This window comes from Coriobacteriia bacterium (assembly GCA_030652115.1).
Lineage (GTDB): Bacteria > Actinomycetota > Coriobacteriia > Anaerosomatales > Anaerosomataceae > UBA6100.
The window spans coordinates 127549-148296 of the sequence record JAUSBK010000013.1 but is presented as its reverse complement, the minus strand read 5'-3'; the positions used below and the strand labels follow the sequence as shown (position 1 = coordinate 148296).

Genomic DNA, 20748 nt, shown 5'->3' with positions numbered 1-20748 from the left:
GGTCTGACATCTCTGGCAACAGTGGTTTGCCACATCTGTCAAATGTATGATACCCACCTATTGCCTTTTGTGTCAAATCGTTTGCCCGAGGTGTAGAATGGGGCCGCACGGTGCGGAAACGCGGACGCGGGAGGCAACGATGGACGAGCAAGACTTCGGCCGGAAGCTGCGCGTGCTGAGGCACGAGCGCGCCGAAACGCTCGAGGACGTGTCGGCGGCAACCGGGCTCTCGGTCGCGATGCTCTCGCGCGTTGAGCGCGGCGAGCGCCTCCCCTCGCCCGACAGCGTGGAGTCCCTGGCGCGGCACTTCGGTCTGCCCGCCGAGGAGCTCATGAGCGAGACGATCGCGAGCAAGATGATGAACCGGTACGGGCGCGAGAGCAGCAGCAAGGCCGCCGCGCGGATGCAGAGCGACGATCGCACGATGGCCTCGATGTCGCCCCGCGAGGCGTACCCGGAGACGATGGCATCTGCGCCGGCCCCCCGCGCATCAGCATCTGCACGCTTGCCCATGCGCGCTGCCGGCATGGCGTTCATCGCACAGCCGATCGAGGCGCTCTTTAGCGAGGACGCGGCGCGTGACTCGCTCGCCGACGCCGCCCGCGTAGCCGAAGTGGCGCTCGAGAGCGCGATGCGCGCCGTGCGACGCGCGCAGGCGAGTGGCGACCCGGATCAGATCGAGGAAGCCGAGCGGGTGCTGAAGCGTCTGCGGCGGGCGATGGGGTAGCGGGGCGGCCGTCAGCTTCGCCCGAATCCCACCGGGTTCTTGGGCTTCACCGGCGGAGCGGTGAGCGCCTGGATCGCCCGGATGATGATCTTGAACTGGTCGTCGTAGCGCTGCTCTAGGTCATCAAGTCGACGTGAGAGGTCAGCGTTCTCAGCGAGGATCTCGCGCAGGCGGACGAACGCGCGCATGATCTGCACGTTCACCGCGATCGCACGGGGACTGCGCAGCACGCTGGAGAGCATCGCAATCCCCTGCTCCGTGAAAGCGAGCGGTGGCGTACGGCGGCCACCCCAGCCAACTGAGTCAGCTGTACCGCTCTTAAGAGCTGACCACTCGTCGGTGGTGAGCTCGAACATGAAGTCCGGCGGAAACCGGTCAGGATTGCGGCGCACCGCCTGGACGAGTGTGCGCGTCTCCACGCCGTACAGCCCTGCAAGATCAGCATCGAGAACGATCCGTGCACCTCGAGCGACCCGTATGCGCAGCTCCGCCGCCTCAACAGGCAGCATCGCAGTCTCGTCTGCCATGTCTCCCCCAACTTGAAATCACAGTTTGTGATGTCAAGATCGTCTCCCCCCGCTCAGGGGCTCACCTTGACATCACGAAACAACTCCCCTGCGACCATAGTAGAACATATGTTCGTATCGTCAAGGCCGAGTGCCGAACCGCCCAGCACCCCCGTCACTCCCCTCTGCTACCCTGGGTTACGGCAACCTCCCACCCTCACGGAGCCGCCGCATGCTCGTGTACCAGGCCACCAAGCGCGAGTTCATGGATGACGTTCTCTCCGGCGTCATCGCTGCCCGCATCGAGTCCGCATTCAAGAGCCGGGTCCACCGGCCGAGCGCCTCCGAGAAGCAGTCGTGGCACAACTCCATGCAGTACATGCACATGGTGCTGGGCACCGAATCGATTCCCGGCGGCTGCGGCGTAGCGATCGAGTTTGGCGTGCCCTACACGAACAGCCGCATCGATTTCCTGCTCACCGGGCGCCAGAACGGCGACCGCGACGCCGCGGTGATCTGTTCGACAAGATCGGCCCGGAGCGCGTCGCCCTCGTCTGGTCGATGTGGAGAGGCTACTGGGAGCACGAGACGTGCGCACTGCGCGCCTGGGCCGCGCGCGTGGGAGTCGAGCCGCACTTCATCCACAGCGGTGGCCACGCGTGGCCGGAGGACCTTCGGCGGCTCGTCAGCGCGATTGGCGCGAAGGAGACGGTGTGGGTGCACACGGACCGCGAACCGGCTGCGCCGGCCATCTTGCAGGCGGGATTCCGGGAATAGCGCACGGGTGTGACAGGGTTTGGATGCGGGTGAGATCGGGTTGAGGCCGGCGTGGGAGACTCACTGCCGCGCTGTTGTTTGACGTTTCGTGTTTTGCAGAATACTATTCTTCAAAGATTGCACTCGTGAGGGATGCATAATGTCAGGCTCACTGAACCTCGGCAGAGAGGAACTTGAAGACCGCCTGCGCCAGTTCGATCGCGCGGTGGGACTGCTCTACCCTGGCCGCACGTTCCGCCTCGTGCTCGTCGGCGGCGGCGCGATGATCCTCATCGGGTGCCTCACTCGGGCGACCGCCGATCTGGATTCACTACACGTGCCGAATGAGCTCGTGGATCTGATGAGCACCTACGACATCAACTGCCGGGTCGCAGCGTACGTGGACCACTTCGCGTACAGCCTCGAGGACCGGCTCGTTGCTCTAGATCTCGGAACCACAGCGGTCGAGTGCTACGCCGCCTCACTCGAAGATATCGTGGCATCGAAGCTGTACTCGGATCGCAACGCCGACGCATTCGACATCCGTCGCCCGGAAGTCCTGGAGATGCTGGACTGGCAGCGACTCGCTGAAGTGGCGGACGACATGCAGGGCAGCAAGATGAATGACCGCCGGTATGGGCAGTTTCTGCACAACTACCGGCACTACCGACAGGAGTGCGGACCATGCGACGACTGACGTTCACAGGCTTCCTTCAGTCCTATGTGCGCTCGCTCTCCGGAGAGGGCACGCTCGCCCTCGCCCGACTCGCTGCCGCGGCCAAGACCGAACCGCGCCTCGTCGAACCCCTCCTCTTGTGGGCGGCCGTGACGGATCGCGCCGGCACGCTGAGCTCGCTTCTCGAGGGGCGGGAGGTACTGCAGCGGGAGCTATGGGAGCTGACACGCCTGGACGCGGCAGGATTGCTCGAGGATGCGCTCGCGCACGAGGACCCGCGACTGCGCCCGGAGTACACGAAGGTCTGGCGTAGCTACGTAGCCAGGCGCGATGCGGTGAATCGCGACAAGGACGTCCGGCTCGAGGTGCGCAAGCGGGTACTCGAGCTGGAGGCCCGCAAGGGCGTGAGCCGATACCGCATGGCGAAGGACCTCGGGCTCAACCCGGGCAACCTGCACGCGTACCTCTCGCAGGGTGTCCCCACCAAGCTCTCGCTCGATCGCGTCGCGGAGCTGGTGCGGTACCTGGAGGCCGCGTAGCCCCTCATCCCTCCAGCGCGTCGGCCTCAGCATCCGTGAGGCGCCGGAGCGTCTGCTCGTCCTCGGTGCCGTTCACGAGGTACTCGTAGTCGGTGCTGTATAGGTAGCGCGTGCTGCAGAGCGGGCAGCGCATGAGCGTGCGCTCGCGCGAACCGCCTTGCGCAAGCTCGCGGACCACCTCAAGGCGCCCGACCGCCGATGGCAAGTCGACGTCGTTCTCCGGCCAGCCGAACTTCTGGTACCCGCGCTCCTCGTCGGAAAGCTGCGTGCAGATCTCGCACGTAGCCTGGATGTGTGTGCGCACCTGCGCCGCGAGGTTCGACCACCCGAAGCCGTATATGTGCCCCGAGTCGAGCTCCTCGGCGAGCGAGGGCAGTACCGCCGCCACGTCGGGGTGCTCCGCAGCAATCGCCCGGATGCCGTCGCAGGCCTCGGCCCTCATGCGCTCGGCGTCGTCGAGATAGCCGTGGTCCTCGGCATCGTTCGCGCTGCCGATGCTCTCGAGCAGCGCGAGCACCTGGAGCAGCGTCTCGCGGTCAGACCCCATACCACACCGCGTATCCGCGCTTGCGCAGACTGAGCGCCCGCTGCTCCTCGGCGCGCTCGGCCTCAGGCCGCGTGGGGTAGTCCTGCCAGCTCCGGTAGAGCCTCGGCCGCAACCGCCTGTCCATGAGGACTTCGGGGTCGAGGTCGATCACATACACGCCGTACACGGCCTTCGCTGCCACAGAACGGCTACCCCCCCCCTCGGCAGTGCCTGAGTCGAGTGTAACGCGGGGGCGTGGCGCTGCCCGGCTCTACCGCTTCCCGTCCCACGACTCGCGCTCGTACGGCCGCTCGACCTGCTGCCCGCCAAGCTGACGCCAGTCGGTCTCGTCCATCGGCACGCGATAGAACGCTGCGGCCTTGCGGATGTTCGCGAACGCCTGCTCGCGTTCGTCGTCGGGGGCACCCACCTCGGCGAACGTCTCGATGGCGGTACGCACGCTGCCCTCATCGGTGAGCGGCAGCTTTCGGCGTCCGGAGAACGCGAAGGCGGTCTCAGGCAGAGCGTCCGGTGCGGGCTTGCCGTGCGTGGGGTAGGGTCGCCAGGTCGACTCGTTGGCCATGGTGGTTCACTCCTTCGGATGCGGTACTCGCTAGGATGGTTCGTACCCACGCAGGTCAACATCCGCCCTTCCGGGGTATCAACCCTCCACATCCGCCTATCCGAGGGAGAGCCATGGGCTGCTGTCTGGGAGTGCTGCTGCTGGCAGGCGCGCCGCGCCTCGCACTGTTCGTGTGGTGGCTGCTCGAGCCGGCGCGCGTTACCGGCGTGTTCAACTGGACGTTCGCCCTCGGCGGCTGGACGATCCCTGTGTGGCTCTGGCCGCTCCTCGGCTTCCTGCTGCTGCCGTGGCTGACCGTCGCCTACGTCTTCGTGTCGCCGGGCGGCGTGGCGGGCCTCGACTGGCTCATCCTGCTCTTCGGCTTGGCGCTGGACATCGGCGTCTTCGGCGGAGGACGCGAGTACCGCAGGCGCAGGGCAACCGCGTAGACCACCGGCGCGAGCCTCACACGGCCGGGGGGTATAATCCGCCCCAGTGACGCACCCGCGGCATCCCGAGGGACCGGCGCGCGTCATTCTGACCCACAGGGGGTGGGAATCGTGTCCAATTCCGCAAGCACGGCCTCGGCCAGTGCCGTCGGAACGCCGTCCGCACGTCCGTCGCGTAGCCTCGTGATGCGAGGTGACGCTCGCTGGGCCATCGCGCTCATCATGGCTGGCGCACTGCTGTACCTGCTCCAAGGCGTCTTATCGCTCGCGGTGCTCGCCTTCACGATCAGCCGGTCTACATCCGCCGGGGGGGCCATCATGTACAGCGTGAGCTGGGTGTCGGTCATCCAGTACATGCTCTACCTCATCGGCGGCATCGTCGTACTCGTGTGGCTGAGGCGCGTGAACCTGCGCCTGCGAGCCGCCGGGCGGCAGGGGCTCCAGTTCTCGCCGGGATGGACAGTGGGCTGGTTTCTCATCCCGTTCGCTAACCTCGTATTGCCGCCGCAGATCATGCAGGAGCTCTGGCGCGCGTCGGCCCCGGAAGCGGGCGCCGACACCTGGCGCTCGTCACCCGCCTCGCCGCTACCGGCACTGTGGTGGTATCCGTTCCTGCTCGGCAGCTTCGTGTCGAACATCGCCGCCGCACTTGCAGCCGCGCTGGGGATTCGAGCGCTGCTCGTCGGCAACGTGCTCAGCACGGTGCTGCTTGCCGTTGCTGCCCTCGCGGCCGTGCGCTACATCCGGGGGGTCGACTCCAGGATGTCCGTGATGGAGGGGGCCGAGCGAGCCGAGCGCGCATCAACGGGACTCGCGCTTCCCGGGGCGCTCGTGGGGGCGGCCGCAGGTGCAGGTTGGTACGCGATCCTGTTCACCACCTTTGGCATGCTCAGACTCATCCGCGGCCCCAACGTACTCGTGTTCCTGATCGCGCTCACGTTCGGCGCGGTCGTGGGGTACTGGACCGCGTTCGGCGCGGGCGGCCGAAATGCAGCTGTGGCTGTCATCGCCGGAATCACCGCCTTCCTCTCGTTCGGCTTGAGCGAATTTATCGTGGTGATCGGACGCACGATCGGCTACTGGGCCGGGCTCGAGCGGCTATTCCGGGCGATTGGACCGATCGTCATCTCGGTCTTCACGAACCCCTTCACACTCGGAGCAGCCGCCGTGGCCGCGTTGGGCGCGGTCGCCGTCGCGATTATGCGGCTGCCGTTCGACGCATGGCGCACGCATGCCGCACCGCTGCCCGCACCTTTGCCGTTCGCCGGGGCCGCACCGCTGCCCGCTCCTGTGCCGGTTGCTCAGGCACCGTCGACAGCCCCTGAGGAGCCGGTCGCCTAGTTCCGCCGGCTCCCTCTACGCCCCCGCCCGCCGCACCGTACCCATTCCGAGCCACATGAGCGTCGGCCGGGGCCGCGCAGCCCCGGCGCCGGCACGCACCTCCATCGTGCGGAAGCCGAACCGCTCGTAGAAGCCCACTGCCTCGGGCAGCGCGTCCACGATCACGCCGGCGCATCCCACGCGTTCCGACTCGGCGAGCGCGATCGTGAGTACGGCGCGCACGAGTTCGCTCCCGAGGCCGATCCCCTGCACGCGCTCGTCCACCGCAAGCCGCGCGACGCGGATGCACGGAATCTCGGCGTAGCCGTCGGGCGCACGCACGGACGATTCCTCGGCGCTCACCGACGCAGCTGCAATCGTGAAGTAGCCCAGCAGGCGGCGCGTGGCGTCGTCGACCGCCACATACGTGACGCCCAGGCGGTAGCGCGCCTGATTCTGCCAGGCGTAGCGCTCGAGGAACCGGTCGGGTGCGGGCACGCCGCAGCCGAAGCCCTCCCGAACGTCCGAACGCTCGAGCGATCTAATCCGCATCGGCGCGCATGAGCTCGCCAAGGGTCGGCGTCGGCTCGGCCGGGCTGTCCATCTCGGCCACGATCCGCTCCCACGTGTCCGCGCCCACCACCACGCGGTGTGGAACCAGATACTCGCCGGGGACCTCGTCAAGCGCGTCGAGATGCGCCTCGATCGCGTCTTCGATCAAGCGCCCCTTCTTGAGTCCCGTCTCGCGCGCGTAGAGATCGAGCCGCGCGCGCGTGGCCTCGCTGATCTGCGCCGAAATCTGCACGTAGTCGGCCATGTCACACCTCCGTAGGATACTCTACGAAAATGTAGGATGGGGAGCAAGGGCGTCCGGCCCGCGCTCACACCCCATACCACACCGCGTAACCGCGCTTGCGCAAGCTGAGCGCCCGCTGCTCTTCGGCGCGCTCGGCCTCAGGCCGCGTGGGGTAGTGCTGCCAGCTTCGGTAGAGCCTGGGCATCAGCCGCTTCCCGTACTTGTGCGCGTACGCGTTCGACTTGTAGCCCGCCAGGTGCTGCTGGAATCGCTCCTCCGCGGTGAGTGCCGTGGACCCCACGTACACGCACGGCTTGGCGGGATTCCAGTCCGGATTCGCGTTGCGGAACCTGGCGTTGCTATACACCTCGTCGTCGAGTTCGATCACGTAGACGCCGTACACGGCCTTCGCTGGCATGGAGCGGCCACCCCTCTCGGCAGGCTCAAGGCGAGTGTAACGCAGGCGCGTGGCCGACCGCCCTTGACCCGTGTCAGACCCCGGGCGTACGGTAGTGCTACTGCGAGTGCTACCGAGAGGACTACCGATGGGCAAGGCGAACATCTCGTTTCCTGAAGGCATGCTGGAGGAGGTCGACCGGCGCGCCGCGGCCGCCGGCATCACCCGGAGCGCGTTCGTCCAGGAGGCCACCGCCACCTACATCGCGCGAACCGACTATGACTTAGAGCGCGAGGAGCGGCGCCAGCGCATCGAACGGGCGCAGAAGCACATGGCCGAACTGGGCCGCGCCCTCCCGCCCGGTCCTGATGGCGCCACGATAATCAGACAGATGCGCGATGCCGTTCCCGAATGGCTGACTGAACAGAAAGACCGCGACGATGAGTAACCCGCTGCGCGTGGCCACCGGCGCGCCAATGGTGGTCGACAGTTCGATCGCCTTCAAATGGTTCGACACGTCCGAGAGTGGCGCCGCGATTGCGGGCGACCTGCTGGACGCTCACCGGCGCGATGACGTCGCGCTGTTGGCTCCGGCGCACCTCCCGCTTGAGGTGGTCAATGCGTACGTGTGCCGGGGAGGCGTCGTCAGCAACACCGTCGGAGTAGTCGCCGATCTCGCGGCGATGGACCTCCTGATCGCACCCGTCGATGAAGCGCTGCTCATCGCAGCAGTCCGCATCGCGGAAGCCGAGCATCTCGCGCTCTACGACGCCGTCTTCATCGCGCTCGCGGCAGCGCTGGATGCGGAGCTGGTGACGGCCGACCGCAGGCAGGCAGAGACCCGCTCGTGCCGGGTGCGGTTCGTGGAGTAGCGGCGCTACCCCGAGCGTGGGCCGTCTACGTGCCCGGGTGCAGGTAGCACGACACGAAGTGCCCCGGCGAGACCTCAACCAGTTCGGGCATCTCGGTCTCGCACGCGCAGCCCGTGCACCCGCTCCTGGCGTAGCAGCGGTTCGCGAACCGGCAGCCGGGCTTCGGGTCGATCGGGCTCGTCACGTCGCCCTCAAGCAGGATGCGCTGCGTGCGGAGCGCCGGGTTCGTGACCGGGATCGCCGAGAGCAGCGCCTTGGTGTACGGGTGCAAGGGGTTGCTGTAGAGCTCGCGCTTGGAGGCCACCTCCACCAGCCGGCCGAGGTACATCACGCCCACCCGGTCGCTGATGTGCTTCACCACATTGAGGCCGTGGGCGATGAACAGGTAGGTGAGCCCGAACTCCTCGGACAGGTCGTCGAGCAGGTTCAGCACCTGCGCCTGGATCGACACGTCGAGCGCCGAGACCGGCTCGTCGCACACGATGAGCTTGGGCTCCATCGCAAGCGCCCGGGCGATACCTACGCGCTGGCGCTGACCGCCGCTGAACTCGTGCGGGAAGCGGTTGCGGTAGTTCGCCGAAAGCCCGACGGCGTTGAGCAGGTAGCCCACGCGGTCGTCGATCTTCTCGGCGGGCTGGAGGCGGTTCACGCGGATGGGCTCGGCGATGATGTCGCCCACCGTCATGCGCGGATTGAGGCTGGCGTACGGGTCCTGGAAGATCAGCTGGATGTCGCGACAGTAGCGGCGGCGCTCCTGCGGGCGCAGCTTTGCGAGGTCCGTGCCCTGGTAGAGGATCTCGCCGGCACTCGGCGTGTAGAGGTCCACCAGCAGCTTGCCCACGGTTGTCTTGCCGCAGCCCGACTCGCCCACCAGCCCGAACGTCTCGCCCGGGTAGATGTCGAGCGACAGGTCGTCCACGGCCTTGAGCACCGATGTGGTGCGGCCGAGCAGGTCGCGGTCCATCGTGAAGAACTTGCTGAGGTGCCGGAGGCTGATCAGCGGTTCGGTCACTCGGCCACCTCCCCGGAAGCGGGGGCGGCGGGCGCAGCGGGCGCGGCGGGCGCGGCCGTCACGTCCACGAAGCAGCGCAGCTTGCGCCCATCGGCGCGCTCCACAAGCGGCGGCATCTCGCGAGTGCAGCGCTCGATGCGGTAGTCGCAGCGCGGCGCGAACGCGCAGCCCGTGGGCAGATTGAGCGGGTTGGGCACCATGCCGCGGATCATGTAGAGCGGCTCGTCGCTTTCGGACGCGTCCATGCCCGGGATCGACGCCAGCAGCCCGAGGGTATACGGGTGAAGCGGCTGCTCGAAGAGCGCCTCCGCGTCCGCTTCCTCCACCACCTGGCCGCAGTACATCACCACCACGCGGTCGGCGGTCTCGGCCACCACGCCGAGGTCGTGCGTGATGAGGATGACCGCCATGCCGATCTTGCTCCGCAGCTCGGAGAGCAGCGCGAGGATCTGCGCCTGGATGGTCACGTCGAGCGCCGTGGTGGGCTCGTCGGCGATGAGCAGGTCCGGGTCGCACGCGAGCGCCATGGCGGTCATCACGCGCTGGCGCATGCCACCCGACATCTGGTGCGGGTAGTCGTGGATGCGCTTCTCGGCCGAAGGTATGCCCACGAGGCGCAGCATCTCAATCGCGCGCTCGCTCGCCGCCTTCTTGTCGAGCTTCATGTGCGTGCGGATGCTCTCGGTGAGCTGGTCCTCGATGGTGAAGACCGGGTTCAGGCTCGTCATCGGCTCCTGGAAGATCATCGAGATGTGGTTGCCGCGCACATCGCGCATCTCGCGGGTGGAAAGCGCGAGCAGGTCGTCGTCCTTGTAGATGACCTCGCCTGCGACCACGCGGCCCGGTGCCTGCAGCAGGCGCATCACCGAGAGTGCCGCCACGCTCTTGCCCGAGCCCGATTCGCCCACGATCGCGAGCACCTCGCGCTCGCGCACGGTGAAGCTCATGTCGCGGACCGCGTTCACGGTTCCGCGCTTCATCTCAAAGTCGGTGGAAAGTCCCCTCACCTCGAGCAGCGTCTTCGCCTCGGCGGGTGCCGAGGCGGCGGACGCGTTCGTGTTGGCGGGTGTGGTCATCGCTTTGTCCCCTACTTGATCCGCGCACGCGGGTCGAGGGCGTCACGCAACCCGTCGCCCAGCAAGTTGAACGCGAGCACCGTGGCGGTGATCGCCATGCCGGGGAACAGCAGCGTGTGCGGCGCCTGGAAGATGAAGCCGCGCGCGCGGCCGAGCATGTCGCCCCACTCGGCCTGTGGCGGTTGCACGCCGAGGCCGAGGAAGCCGAGCGCGGCCGTGTCGAGGATCGCGCTCGAGATGCCGAGCGTGGCGCGCACGATGATCACCGAAAGCGCGTTGGGGAGCACGTGGCGGAAGATGATACGCGCGTCGGAAAGCCCCACCACATGCGCCGCGGCGATGTAGTCGTTCTCCTTGATCGACAGGATGTTGCCGCGCACGATGCGCGCGTACTCGGGTATGGAGACGAGCCCGATGGCGATCACGGCCTTGTCGATGCCCTTCCCGAGCGCCGCCATGAGCGTGATGGCGAGCAGAATCGACGGGATGGCAAGCATCATGTCCATCACGCGCATGATGACCGTGTCCACCCAGCCGCCCGCGTAGCCGGCGATCGCACCGAGCACGATGCCGATCGTGAGCGCGATCGACACCGCAAGCAGGCCCACCGTGAGCGACACGCGCGTGCCGGCGATCACGCGGCTGAAGATGTCCATGCCGAGCTGATCGGTGCCGAACCAGTGCTGCGCACTCGGCGTCTGCAGCGCGCTTGCCATGTCGGTCTCGATCGGGTTGTACGGCGTGAGATACGAGCCGAAGATCGCGATGAACACGAGCATCGCGATGAAGACCAGGCTCACGAGCGCCGCCTTGTTCGCCACGAGGCTGCGCCACATCTCGAGCCACTGGTTCTCGGGCTTCTCGTGCAGCGTCTCGTCGAAGTCGTACGGGGGGATCTCGCCGTCGGGCAGCATCGCTCCACCCGCCATTGCCTCATCGGCCTTCTGGCTTCCGCTCCCCATCGTGGGGACCTTGTCGACCGAGGATTGGTTCCATTCGCTCATGGCTACCGCTCCTTGTTCGACGAGTACTTGATGCGCGGGTCGAGGTACGCGTACGCGAGGTCGGCCACCAGGTTGATGGTCACGAATATGACCGCCACCAGGAGTACGATGCCCTGGACTACGGGAAAGTCCGACTTCAGGATGCAGTCCACCGTGAACTTGCCGATGCCCGGCCACGAGAACACGCTCTCGGTCAAGAGCGCGCCGCCCAGGAGCGCGCCGAACTGCAGGCCAATCACGGTCGTCACCGGGATGAGCGAGGGACGCAGCGCGTGCTTGCCGATGACCTTCGCCTCGGAGATGCCCTTCGCGCGTGCGGTGCGGATGTAGTCCTGACTGAGCGTCTCCAGCATGGAGGAGCGGGTCATCCGGGTGATGATCGCCATCGAGTACATGCCGAGCGCGAGCGCCGGCAAGATGAGATGGTTGAGCGCATCTTTGAACGCCTCGCCGTCACCGGCGATGAGCGCGTCGATCATGTAGAAGCCGGTCACGTGCTCCGGTTTGAGCATCACGTCGATGCGGCCGCCCGACGGGAACAGGTGCAGGTAGCCGCTGAAGAACATGATGAACAGGATGCCGAGCCAGAAGATCGGGATCGACACGCCCACGAGCGCGAAGAGCGATCCGGCGGCGTCGATGATCGAGTTCTTCTTCACCGCAGCGAGCACGCCCAGCCCGACGCCGATCACCGACGCGAAGATGATCGCCGCCACGGCAAGCTCGATGGTGGCCGGAAAGCGCGCGAAGATCTCCTCGGTCACCGGGGACTTTGTGTAGTACGACGTGCCGAGGTCACCCTTGAGCGCGTTGCCCACGTAGTTGAAGTACTGGATCACTACGGGATCGTTCAGGCCGTTGGCCTCACGCCACGCCTCCATCGACTCCTCGTTGGCATGCTGGCCGAGCACGACCGGCGCGGGATCCGGCGAGAACACGCGCATCAGCGAGAACACGATGATGGACACGCCGATCATGACCGGGATGACCATCAGCACTCTCTTGATGACGTACTTCAGCATGTGGCGTGACTTCCGTGGTAGACGTGAACGGTGCAGCCGGGAATCGCAGGTACTCGGTTCCCGGCTGCACGCGCTCTATTCGTACGCAGAAGTGCTATTCAGCTTCGACGACCACGTTCGAGAGGAACGTGTTGCCCGTCACGTGATAGATGAAGCCCGAGACCTGCGGCCGGTAGGCGGCAAGCGTCTTGGCGTGGCTGATGGGCAGCCAGACAGCCTCATCGGCAGCGTAGGCCTCCAGCTCGCCGTACGCGGCGTCGCGCTCGTCGCCATTGGGCAGCGTGAGCGCTTCTGCGATCCCGTCCATGTAGGTCGGGTCCTGCCAACGAGCGATGTTCATGCTCGGGTCAGGGTCGGAGAGGAGGTTGAGGAAGTTGTCCGGGTCGCCGTTGTCGCCGATCCAGCCGTAGAACGCGATGTCGTAGTCGCCGCCCTTGACCATCTCCTTGTAGGTGGTCCAGTCGTACGTGTCGATGGTGCACGTCACGCCGACTTTCTGGAGGTAGCCCTGGATGGCGGTTGCCAGCGCAACACCGGTAGCGGCGTTGTACGGGCGGGGGTTGGTGTAGGCGATCATGTGGACCTCGGTGATGCCCGCGGCGGCGAGACCGGCCCTGGCGGCCTCCTCGTCGTACGCAACCTGCTTGACGGTGCCGTCATAGCCGGGCACGAAACTCGGCAGGATCGTCTCGGCAACTTCCGAGTAACCCTGGTAGAGGCTCGCAACAAGCTCCTCGCGGTCGATGGCCTGCGAGAATGCGGCGCGGGCCTCCTTGGTGGCGAACTTCGAGGTGGTCGTGTTGTAGGCCATGTAGTTCACGTTCATACCGGCGGCCTCAAAGAGCTCGTCGCCGCCGTCTTCGACCTGACCCACCACGGTGGCGTCGATGCCGTCGATCATGTCCACTTCGCCGTTGTTCAGCGCCAGCACGCGGGCCGAGTTGTCGGCGATGAAGCGGAAGATGATGTTCTTGGTCTTGGCCGGCTCGCCCCAGTACTCATCGTTGCGAACGAGGACGACGTTCTCGGCCTTGTTCCACTCGACGAACTTGTAGGGACCGGTACCGACGGGCGCTTCCATGACCGAGTTGTCGCCCGCCTCAAGCGCGGCCGGGCTCACGATCGGAGCGGCCAGGCTCATCGCGAGGTTCGCGAGGAACGCGGTGTTCGGCTGGTTGAGGTTGATCGTCACGGTGTAGTCGTCCACCACCTCAACGTCCTTGACCGAGCCGTAGACGAAGCCCGCGTAACCCATGTCCTCGGTCACGAGCGGCGGCAGCTGGCGGTCGATGTTGAACTTGACGGCCTCGGCGTTGAAGTCGGTGCCATCGTGGAACTTGACGCCCTCACGGAGGGTGAAGGTGTAGCTCAGGCCGTCGTCGCTGATCTCCCAGCTCTCGGCCAGGCTCGGCTCCACCGCAGTGGAGTCGTCGGCGTACTTCAGAAGGCCCTCGTAGATGTTCACGATGATCTTCGAAGACTCGCCGTCGTCGACGAGTGCCGGGTCCAGACCGCGCGGGTCAGCGCCCTGCGCGTACGTGAACGTGTCGACGGTCGTCGCTTCGGTTGTCTCCTCGTCGGTGGTGCCCTCATCCTTCTCGCCGCAACCCACGAGGGCTGTGGTGAACAGAGCGAGAACGAGCACGAGCGCGAGGAAACGAGCGGACCTCTTCATATCCCACCTCTTCTTCCCTGGTGCCATCACATGCCGGCCATCGCTGTGTGAGCGATGATTCTTAGAAGTGTAGCGCACGGTTCGGGCGTGAGGAATGATTCATGCACGCGGGGCCCTGGATGATGCATCGGGTGCGCGTCCCGGATGGCGGCCCGGCGGTGGCCTCAGAGCTGCTTCGACATGATCGTGACGGCCTGCCCGAGGTACTCGCACCGTTCCCGGGCGACCCAGCCGAGGCGTGCGTAGAAGGCCATAGCGTCGGGTGTGTAGAGGTACAGGCGCGTCACGCCGAGCGCCGAAGCCTCGGCCTCCACCCGTGTGACGAGCGCCGACCCGACGCCCCGGCCCCGATGCCCTGCCACCACGTAGACGCCTGCAAGCCACGGTGTGAGGTCCGGACGCGTGTCCATGTCGGATTCGATGAGCATCGCCGAGCCCGCGAGCGCGCCCGACTCGAGCGCCACCACCACGCTCGGCACGCCGCCCCGTCCGCAGCACGCTTCGAGCCGGCGAGCGCGCGACTCCAGCGGTTCATTCGGCCGAAGGTGTCCCCACTGCGCGAAGTGCAGCCCGGTGAGTACGGGAACGAGCGACGGGTGGTCGGCGAGATAGTCGATCCGCATAGCGCCTCCCCTTCGCACCTACCCGCGCCTGCGCCCCCGCGGGTACGCCTGATAGTTCGCGGCACAGGGGGCCGGCTCCTGCTCGCTAGCACGACAGAACTCGGCGTCCTCCGACCCCCCCCCGGCCGTGTGCTCGACGATGCGCCTGAGTGCGACTACCCTGGACCTGCCCACCGGCTACCGATTGGAGCACCGTGCCCGACACCGCACCTGTCCTGCGCGTCCGCGGCCTCACCAAGCACTACGGCGAGCTGCAGGCCGTGCGCGGCATCGACTTCGACGTCGCCCCCGGCGAGATCTTCGCCCTCATCGGCCCCAACGGCGCGGGCAAGACCACCACGCTGCGCATGGTCGCGACCATCCTTCGGCCGACCGGCGGCACGATCGCCATGGGCGACATCGACGCGGTGCGCGAGCCCGCCCGGATGCGCCAGCAGATCTCCTACCTGCCCGAAGAGGCCGGTGCCTACAAGAACCTCAAGGCGATCGACTACCTCAAGTTCGTGGCCGACGTCTTCTTCGAGGACCGCGAGCGCGCCGCGCGTGCGGTGGACGTGGGCCGAGAGGTCTCCGGCCTCGGCGACCGCCTGGGCGACAAGCTCGGCAGCTACTCCAAGGGCATGACGCGCAAGCTGCTCCTCGCCCGCACTGTGATGACCGAGCCCACGCTCGCCATCCTCGATGAGCCCACGAGCGGGCTTGACGTGATCAACGCCCTCGAACTCCGCGAGCGCATCAAGCAGATGGCCGCAGGTGGAATGTCGGTGCTGCTCTCGAGCCACAACATGCTCGAGATCGAGTTCCTCTCGGACCGCGTGTCGATGATCGCCGCCGGCCGCATCCACGCCACCGGCACCCCCGCCGAGCTCAAGGCCGCCTACGGCGCCGAGAACCTGGAGCAGGTGTTCGCCCAAGTGGCGCACGAGGGACAGGAGGGGGCAGCATGAGGCGCTTCATGACGCTGTTCAAGAAGGAGCTGCGCGAGCTCGTGACGCTGCAGATGTTCCTGCCGTTCCTCATCATCATCGGCATCTTCGTCTCGATCGGGCAGGTGGTCGCCGACGTCGGTGCCGAGCAGCCCACCACCGTCCCAGTGGCCGTGGTGGACCACGACGGCGGTCCGCATGCCGGCGTGCTGGTGACCGCGCTCGAGCAGTCGGGCCTCGAGCCCGTGATGATCGACGCCGAGGTCTCCGGCGAGACCGTGAACGCCGCGCTCGACGAGGCGGGCACGACGATCCTCGTTGAGATCCCGAGTGGCTTTTCCGACGGCCTCACCGCGGGCGAGCCGCAAGACCTCATCACCTGGACGCGCGTGAAGCACTTCTCGTTCATCGGCAACACCGAGGTCACCGCGCTCGCCAACTCGCTCGGAGTCGCCAACTCGGCAGTGGCCGCAGCGATCGGTGCCGAAGCCGCGCCCGGCATGTCGCCGCAGATGCTGCAGCAGCCGATCGTCCCCGCCGAGCACGTGATCATCGGCGAGCGCTACGCGGCAACACCCGCCTCGGCGGTGATGGCGTTCGTGAGCCAGCAGACCACGTTCATCCCGATCGTGCTGTTCGTGGCGGTGATCTTCGCCTCGCAGATGATTGCCACCGCTGTGGCCACCGAGAAGGAGAACAAGACGCTCGAGACGCTGCTTTCCTATCCCGTGAGCCGCACGAGCATCGTCACCTCCAAGATGCTCGCCGCCGGGCTCGTGGCGCTGCTGGTGGGGGCGGCGTACATGTTCGGCATCAGCCGGTTCACCGCCGGCATCACCGAGGGCATCGTGGGCGAGGGCGCTGCGGACCGCGCGATGGCGGCATCCCAAGCGGCGATGCAGCAGCTGGGTCTCACGCTCAGCGTGGCCGACTACGCGCTACTCGGGCTCACGCTCTTCGGCGGCATCCTCGTGGCGCTGTCGATCTCGATCATCCTCGGCGCCTTCGCCGAGAACGTGAAGTCGGTGCAGGCGCTGCTCACGCCCATGATGGTGATGATGTTCATCCCCTACTTCCTCACGATGTTCCTCGACCTCTCGGCGCTGCCGGACGCCGCGCGCACCGCGATCATGGCCATCCCGTTCACGTACCTGTTCATCGCCGGGCCGAACCTGTTCCTCGGCAACGACGGGCTCGTGTGGTTCGGGATCGCGTACCAGCTCCTGTGGTTCGCGGTGTTCGTGACCGCCGCCGCACGCGTGTTCTCGAGCGACCGCATCCTCACGATGAAGCTCAGCGTGGGGCGCAAGAAGAAGCAGGCCGCGGGGTAGCGGCGCTGCGCAGGGGCTGACGATCCGACTACACCCGGGGCGGCATCGGGCTTCCGGTGCCGCCCTTGCTGCTGCCGAGGCTCATCACGTTCACCACGGCCATCTCCTCGGCGAGCTGGCTCACTGCCGCCAGCGACGCCCACACGATCGCGGTGGCGAGGGCCGAAGGCTGCTTCTTCTGCCCGAAGCTCAGCCACTCCCAGCCCTTGAACGCGCTCTGCGGCGTGACCCGACCGTCGGCAGACACGTTGTACGCGAGCAGGCACGCGGCGATCTCGGCTAGCGAGCGACGGTCCTCCGGGGTGTGCTGCCACGCCTCCGGGATGCGCCCAAGCGTGTCCACCAGCTCGTACGCGCCGTACCAAGTCGCCGGCCACTTCACCATCTTGAACTGCCTGCCGTGGCCCATCATGTACGGCTTTCGCGTGCCGCGCTGGCGCCAGATCTCGAGCGAGGTGTGTGCAACCTCGGCGAGCCACGGCGGACGCTCCTCCGGCGGCAGCCACGAGAGCGCGCGGAGCGCCTCGAGCGTGGTCTGTGGGCACGGATCGCCAACACGCCCCGGACCGCGGAAGCCGGTGGCCGGGTCGGGCCGACACCCCCAAGCGCGCCCAAGCTCGGTGTCGATGAGGTCGGCTTCGGCCGCGGCGAGCGCGCAACGCACCCGCGGGTCGTGCGCACGCCCGAAGCGCCCGGCAACGTCCGCGATGGCGTGCGTGTCGCAGCCGAGGCACCCCCACACCGGGGGGCCGCTGCGCTGGGCGGCGTATGCGAGGAAGCGGCCGTCGGCATCGGCGTGCGAGAGCATCGCGTCCAGGAGCGGCGCGATGCGTGCATCGTCGTCGGCAGTCACGCCGAACGTGGCGAGCAGGTCGAGCACGTTTGTGGCGAGCTCCGGCTTGTTGTGGCCGCTCGCCTCGGCAGGATCCTCCCAACTGGCAGGGAGCCGATCGAGGAGCTGCTGCGTGCCGGGATGGGAGAGCACGTCAGCGTGGGTCGCTTCGAGTGAGACGATGCGCTCGGCATCGGTGAGACGGTCGATCGGCAGGTGTGCGAGCGCGATCCAGCGCGCCTGCGGCTCCTCCGCCTCGAGAAGCCACGCCGACGGGTCTTTCCTGCCGAACATCGCGAAGAGCGACATGCGATCTACCCCCTCGGCAGAGTGTAACGCGGACAGCTACGATGCCGTGTTCCCCTACTTGCGTCCGGCGCCTTCGAGCAGCAGCCCGGTCACGTCGGCGGCCACCGCCGGCGGCAGCTGCCGCGCCACGAGTGCGTAGACCTCGCTCGGCTTTTCGGGCAGCTGATGGAAGTAGCGCGCGCCTACGCGGCGAATCACGGCGGCCATTCGGGCCACGTCGCGCTGCGCCACCTTCTCGCGCGCGAGCACGTCGAGCGCACCGGCGAGCGAGCCCGCGAGTGGGAGCTCGCTCTCGGCGCGGCTCACGGGCGACTCGTCGAGGCTGAAGAGCCCGGCGTTCGGCGAGAAGAGACGCATGCGCCACACGCGCATACCTACGAGCAGGCCAGCCACCGCGACCGCCACGCACGCGATGCGATAGAGATCGGGGCCAAGGCCTGTCGGCCACGCGCCCGAGTCCGGCGGCCAGACGACATCGGGTAGTGACAGGGCGAGGAGCACGACGATCACGCAGCCTGCGAGCACCATGCCGCCGGGCGCCGTGCGCAAGAACGAGTCGCGCGAGACGGTGAATGCATGACCCACCACGAACGCGCACGCCCCCGCGAACAGCGCCAACACGATGAGCAACCCGGCCATGCGCCTCCTGCAGCTTCGGCGGGAACGCTACGGGGTGTTCGGTTCCGTCCAGGGCCGCGACGGATCGTGGCAGCTCGCGCAGTCCGTCCGCTTGGTGTGGCCGGTGGCTGGTGGCGTGTGGCACAGCACGCAGTTGGTGTTCGTCGGGTGCGTGGCATCGGTCCAGATGCCCGGCGGGATCACATGACAGGTGCCGCAGTCGGCATTCGGATGGTCGGTGGTCGCGGTTTCCGCAGGCTCCGTGTGGCAGTCGGCGCAGGTCGCTGTCGCGGCCGGGTGCGTCCCTGCGGTCCAGGCCGCAGGTGGGATCGCATGGCAGGTGCCGCAGTTCAGGTCCGGATGGTCGGTGGTCGCGGTGTTGCCCGGCGCCGTGTGGCAATCGGTGCAGGTCGCCGTCGCGGCTGGATGCAGCGCGGGCAGCCACGCCACGCCCACCTGTGGATGGCACGACGCGCAGTCCGTCAGCGCGGTGTGGCCGGTAGCAGGCGGCATATGGCAGTCGAGGCAGGTGCTCGCAGCGTCGGGGTGCATCCCGTCCTGCCAGACCGCAGGCGGGATCGCATGGCAGCTGCCGCAGTTCAGGTCCGGATGGTCCGTGGTCGCGGTGTTGCCCGGCGCCGTGTGGCAGTCGGTGCAGGTCGCCGCCGCGGCCGGGTGCGTCCCGTCCTGCCAGACCGCAGGCGGGATGGTATGGCAGCTGCCGCAGTCCAGCTCCGGATGGTCGGTGGTCGCGGTTTCGGCAGGCTCCGTGTGGCACGCTGTGCAGTCGGCATACGTTGTGTGGAGCAGCGGCAGCCATGCCACGCCCACCTGCGGGTGGCACTCGGCGCATGCGACCGGATAGTCGATGCGGTGCGGCGGCATGTGGCAGGTGAGGCAGGTGGAGTCGGCGGCCGGGTGCGTCCCTGCGGTCCAGGCCGCAGGTGGAATCGCGTGGCAGCTGCCGCAGTCCGCGTCGGGATGCGCCGTGTACGCCGTGTCGACGGGCGAGCTGTGGCAGTCGGTGCAGACGGAACCCGAGCTCGGGTGCAGGGCGTCCTGCCAGGTCGCGGGCGGTACCGAGTGGCAGTTGGTGCAGGCGAGCGCCGGGTGCCCGGCAGGTGCCACGTGACAGCCGAGGCAGTCGACTGCGGCGGTGGGATGCGAAGCGTCCGCCCAGGTACTCGGCGGGATGTTGTGGCACGACTCGCAGTTTGCGTCGGGGTGGTTCGTATAGGCGCTGTCAGCCGGCGACGCGTGGCACAGCACGCAGCTCATCGGCTGCACGTGGACCGCAGGCTTCCAGACCACGCCGACGTACGGATGGCAGGACGTGCAACCCACCGGGTAGTCGGTGCGGTGCGGCGGCATGTGGCAGGCGATGCAGTTGCTCGAGGCATCCGGGTGCTTCGCCGGCGTCCAGGAAGGCGGCCTGTGGCAGATCACACAATCGCCTGCCGAGTGAGCGGCAGGTCGGTCCGCCTCGTGGCACGAGACGCAGCTCGAGAAGATCCCATGCGTGAACAGCCAGGTGACACCCACGCCGCTGTGGCACTGGACGCACGACACGCCGGGGTAGTCCTGGTGCGGGCGATCGTGGCACTCGAGGCAGTTCATCGTGGAAGAGTGCGGGAACTGCGTCTCAGCCCATGGCACCGATGGCTCGTGGCACCGCGCGCAGTCGTCACCCCAGTGGTCGGCCGGCGCGGTGTGGCACTCGAGGCAGTTGGTCTCCATGCCCGTGTGCACGAACACCCAGGACTCGCCGGTGTTGGGGTGGCAGGTGACACAGCTGGCGGTCACCGCGATGTGGCCCACCGGAATGGTCACTGTGTGGCACTTGTCGCACGCAGGGTCAGCCGGGTGCTCGGCGTCCCAGGTGGGATACGCGTGGCAGTCTTCGCACCGATTGAACTCCATGTTGGCATGCTCGCGCGTGGGCGCGTGGCAGATCGAGCAGGTGCCCTCTTCGGTGAGATGATCGAATACGACGGGCGCGGCATCGGCTGGAGGTAGCGTGACGGTCTCGCGGGGCCCCTCGGTGGAACGAAGGCTCACGAACGCGATAACCGCGATGAGTACCAGCACAGCCACCAAAATCAGGGCGGCAATGCGGTTGCGCTTGGGCATCTTGTCTCTTCCGTCTTCGTAAGTGCGCACCTGCTTTGATTCTACCATCATCAGCGGGCCCCGA

The 20748-nt window shown here is 67.2% G+C and carries 26 protein-coding genes; 10 read left to right on the top strand and 16 right to left on the bottom strand.

Going from position 1 to position 20748, the window contains the following annotated elements; genetic code table 11:
- Positions 1-139 precede the first annotated feature (139 nt).
- Positions 140-727 carry a helix-turn-helix transcriptional regulator gene (locus Q7W51_11205; protein MDO8848940.1) on the top strand — a complete coding sequence of 196 codons (588 nt, stop codon included), beginning with the start codon at positions 140-142 and terminating at the stop codon, positions 725-727.
- Positions 728-738: 11 nt separating this feature from the next.
- Here Q7W51_11205 and Q7W51_11200 read toward each other — a convergent pair whose 3' ends face one another.
- Positions 739-1254, bottom strand: coding sequence for an ORF6N domain-containing protein (locus Q7W51_11200; protein MDO8848939.1), 516 nt, complete (start codon positions 1252-1254; stop codon positions 739-741).
- Positions 1255-1794: 540 nt separating this feature from the next.
- On the opposite strand from Q7W51_11200, the gene Q7W51_11195 reads away from it, so the two are divergent.
- From Q7W51_11195 to Q7W51_11185, 3 genes are all read left to right on the top strand, one after another.
- On the top strand, positions 1795-2010 hold the full coding sequence (locus Q7W51_11195) for a hypothetical protein (protein ID MDO8848938.1): 216 nt from the start codon (positions 1795-1797) through the stop codon (positions 2008-2010).
- A 139-nt stretch (positions 2011-2149) separates the two neighbouring features.
- A complete protein-coding gene (locus Q7W51_11190; GenBank protein ID MDO8848937.1) occupies positions 2150-2686 on the top strand; it encodes a DUF6036 family nucleotidyltransferase in 537 nt (178 codons plus the stop codon).
- On the top strand, positions 2674-3204 hold the full coding sequence (locus Q7W51_11185; GenBank protein MDO8848936.1) for a hypothetical protein: 531 nt from the start codon (positions 2674-2676) through the stop codon (positions 3202-3204). The genes Q7W51_11190 and Q7W51_11185 overlap by 13 nt, the downstream gene beginning before the upstream one ends.
- 4 nt (positions 3205-3208) lie before the next feature.
- Here Q7W51_11185 and Q7W51_11180 read toward each other — a convergent pair whose 3' ends face one another.
- The 3 genes from Q7W51_11180 to Q7W51_11170 all read right to left on the bottom strand — a co-directional run bounded on the left by Q7W51_11180 (position 3209) and on the right by Q7W51_11170 (position 4313).
- Complete coding sequence (locus Q7W51_11180; GenBank protein MDO8848935.1) at positions 3209-3751, bottom strand: hypothetical protein; 543 nt, start codon at positions 3749-3751, stop codon at positions 3209-3211.
- Entirely contained in the window at positions 3741-3932 is a 192-nt protein-coding gene (locus Q7W51_11175) for a hypothetical protein (GenBank protein ID MDO8848934.1), read from the bottom strand. The genes Q7W51_11180 and Q7W51_11175 overlap by 11 nt, the downstream gene beginning before the upstream one ends.
- Positions 3933-4001: 69 nt before the next feature.
- Positions 4002-4313, bottom strand: coding sequence for a hypothetical protein (locus Q7W51_11170; protein MDO8848933.1), 312 nt, complete (start codon positions 4311-4313; stop codon positions 4002-4004).
- 113 nt (positions 4314-4426) lie between these two features.
- On the opposite strand from Q7W51_11170, the gene Q7W51_11165 reads away from it, so the two are divergent.
- Positions 4427-4741 (top strand): hypothetical protein, encoded by a 315-nt coding sequence (locus Q7W51_11165; protein MDO8848932.1) that lies wholly within the window; start codon positions 4427-4429, stop codon positions 4739-4741.
- A gap of 111 nt (positions 4742-4852) precedes the next feature.
- Positions 4853-6082: a DUF4328 domain-containing protein gene (locus Q7W51_11160; GenBank protein MDO8848931.1), complete on the top strand. Its 1230-nt coding sequence runs from the start codon at positions 4853-4855 to the stop codon at positions 6080-6082.
- Between the two features lie 15 nt (positions 6083-6097).
- Here Q7W51_11160 and Q7W51_11155 read toward each other — a convergent pair whose 3' ends face one another.
- The 3 genes from Q7W51_11155 to Q7W51_11145 form a co-directional block, all read right to left on the bottom strand.
- Positions 6098-6613, bottom strand: coding sequence for a GNAT family N-acetyltransferase (locus Q7W51_11155; protein MDO8848930.1), 516 nt, complete (start codon positions 6611-6613; stop codon positions 6098-6100).
- Positions 6603-6878, bottom strand: coding sequence for a hypothetical protein (locus tag Q7W51_11150; GenBank protein ID MDO8848929.1), 276 nt, complete (start codon positions 6876-6878; stop codon positions 6603-6605). The genes Q7W51_11155 and Q7W51_11150 overlap by 11 nt, the downstream gene beginning before the upstream one ends.
- Before the next feature lie 64 nt (positions 6879-6942).
- The gene (locus Q7W51_11145; protein MDO8848928.1) at positions 6943-7275 is read right to left on the bottom strand and encodes a GIY-YIG nuclease family protein; all 333 of its coding nucleotides are present in this window, start codon (positions 7273-7275) and stop codon (positions 6943-6945) included.
- A 127-nt stretch (positions 7276-7402) separates the two neighbouring features.
- Here Q7W51_11145 and Q7W51_11140 point away from each other — a divergent pair, with 127 nt between their 5' ends.
- Entirely contained in the window at positions 7403-7702 is a 300-nt protein-coding gene (locus tag Q7W51_11140; protein ID MDO8848927.1) for a hypothetical protein, read from the top strand.
- Positions 7695-8126, top strand: a complete 432-nt coding sequence (locus Q7W51_11135) for a type II toxin-antitoxin system VapC family toxin (GenBank protein ID MDO8848926.1) — start codon at positions 7695-7697, stop codon at positions 8124-8126. The genes Q7W51_11140 and Q7W51_11135 overlap by 8 nt, the downstream gene beginning before the upstream one ends.
- Before the next feature lie 25 nt (positions 8127-8151).
- Here the strand turns inward: Q7W51_11135 and Q7W51_11130 are convergent, their stop codons facing one another.
- The 6 genes from Q7W51_11130 to Q7W51_11105 all read right to left on the bottom strand — a co-directional run bounded on the left by Q7W51_11130 (position 8152) and on the right by Q7W51_11105 (position 14538).
- A complete protein-coding gene (locus tag Q7W51_11130) occupies positions 8152-9138 on the bottom strand; it encodes an ATP-binding cassette domain-containing protein (protein MDO8848925.1) in 987 nt (328 codons plus the stop codon).
- Positions 9135-10214: an ABC transporter ATP-binding protein gene (locus Q7W51_11125; GenBank protein MDO8848924.1), complete on the bottom strand. Its 1080-nt coding sequence runs from the start codon at positions 10212-10214 to the stop codon at positions 9135-9137. Before Q7W51_11125 ends, Q7W51_11130 begins: the two co-directional genes overlap by 4 nt.
- 11 nt (positions 10215-10225) lie before the next feature.
- On the bottom strand, positions 10226-11128 hold the full coding sequence (locus Q7W51_11120) for an ABC transporter permease (protein ID MDO8848923.1): 903 nt from the start codon (positions 11126-11128) through the stop codon (positions 10226-10228).
- Positions 11129-11220: 92 nt separating this feature from the next.
- The gene (locus Q7W51_11115; protein MDO8848922.1) at positions 11221-12240 is read right to left on the bottom strand and encodes an ABC transporter permease; all 1020 of its coding nucleotides are present in this window, start codon (positions 12238-12240) and stop codon (positions 11221-11223) included.
- A 94-nt stretch (positions 12241-12334) separates the two neighbouring features.
- Positions 12335-13915: an ABC transporter substrate-binding protein gene (locus Q7W51_11110; GenBank protein MDO8848921.1), complete on the bottom strand. Its 1581-nt coding sequence runs from the start codon at positions 13913-13915 to the stop codon at positions 12335-12337.
- A gap of 164 nt (positions 13916-14079) precedes the next feature.
- Complete coding sequence (locus Q7W51_11105; GenBank protein ID MDO8848920.1) at positions 14080-14538, bottom strand: GNAT family N-acetyltransferase; 459 nt, start codon at positions 14536-14538, stop codon at positions 14080-14082.
- Between the two features lie 194 nt (positions 14539-14732).
- Between Q7W51_11105 and Q7W51_11100 the strand changes: the two genes are divergently transcribed.
- Positions 14733-15485: an ABC transporter ATP-binding protein gene (locus Q7W51_11100; GenBank protein ID MDO8848919.1), complete on the top strand. Its 753-nt coding sequence runs from the start codon at positions 14733-14735 to the stop codon at positions 15483-15485.
- On the top strand, positions 15482-16795 hold the full coding sequence (locus Q7W51_11095; protein ID MDO8848918.1) for an ABC transporter permease: 1314 nt from the start codon (positions 15482-15484) through the stop codon (positions 16793-16795). The genes Q7W51_11100 and Q7W51_11095 overlap by 4 nt, the downstream gene beginning before the upstream one ends.
- A gap of 28 nt (positions 16796-16823) precedes the next feature.
- Here Q7W51_11095 and Q7W51_11090 read toward each other — a convergent pair whose 3' ends face one another.
- From Q7W51_11090 to Q7W51_11080, 3 genes are read right to left on the bottom strand one after another with little or no spacing between them, the layout of a single operon-like run.
- Positions 16824-17936 carry a hypothetical protein gene (locus tag Q7W51_11090; GenBank protein MDO8848917.1) on the bottom strand — a complete coding sequence of 371 codons (1113 nt, stop codon included), beginning with the start codon at positions 17934-17936 and terminating at the stop codon, positions 16824-16826.
- Positions 17937-17990: 54 nt separating this feature from the next.
- Positions 17991-18575 (bottom strand): hypothetical protein, encoded by a 585-nt coding sequence (locus tag Q7W51_11085; protein MDO8848916.1) that lies wholly within the window; start codon positions 18573-18575, stop codon positions 17991-17993.
- Positions 18576-18602: 27 nt separating this feature from the next.
- Entirely contained in the window at positions 18603-20684 is a 2082-nt protein-coding gene (locus Q7W51_11080; GenBank protein MDO8848915.1) for a hypothetical protein, read from the bottom strand.
- Positions 20685-20748: the final 64 nt, after the last annotated feature.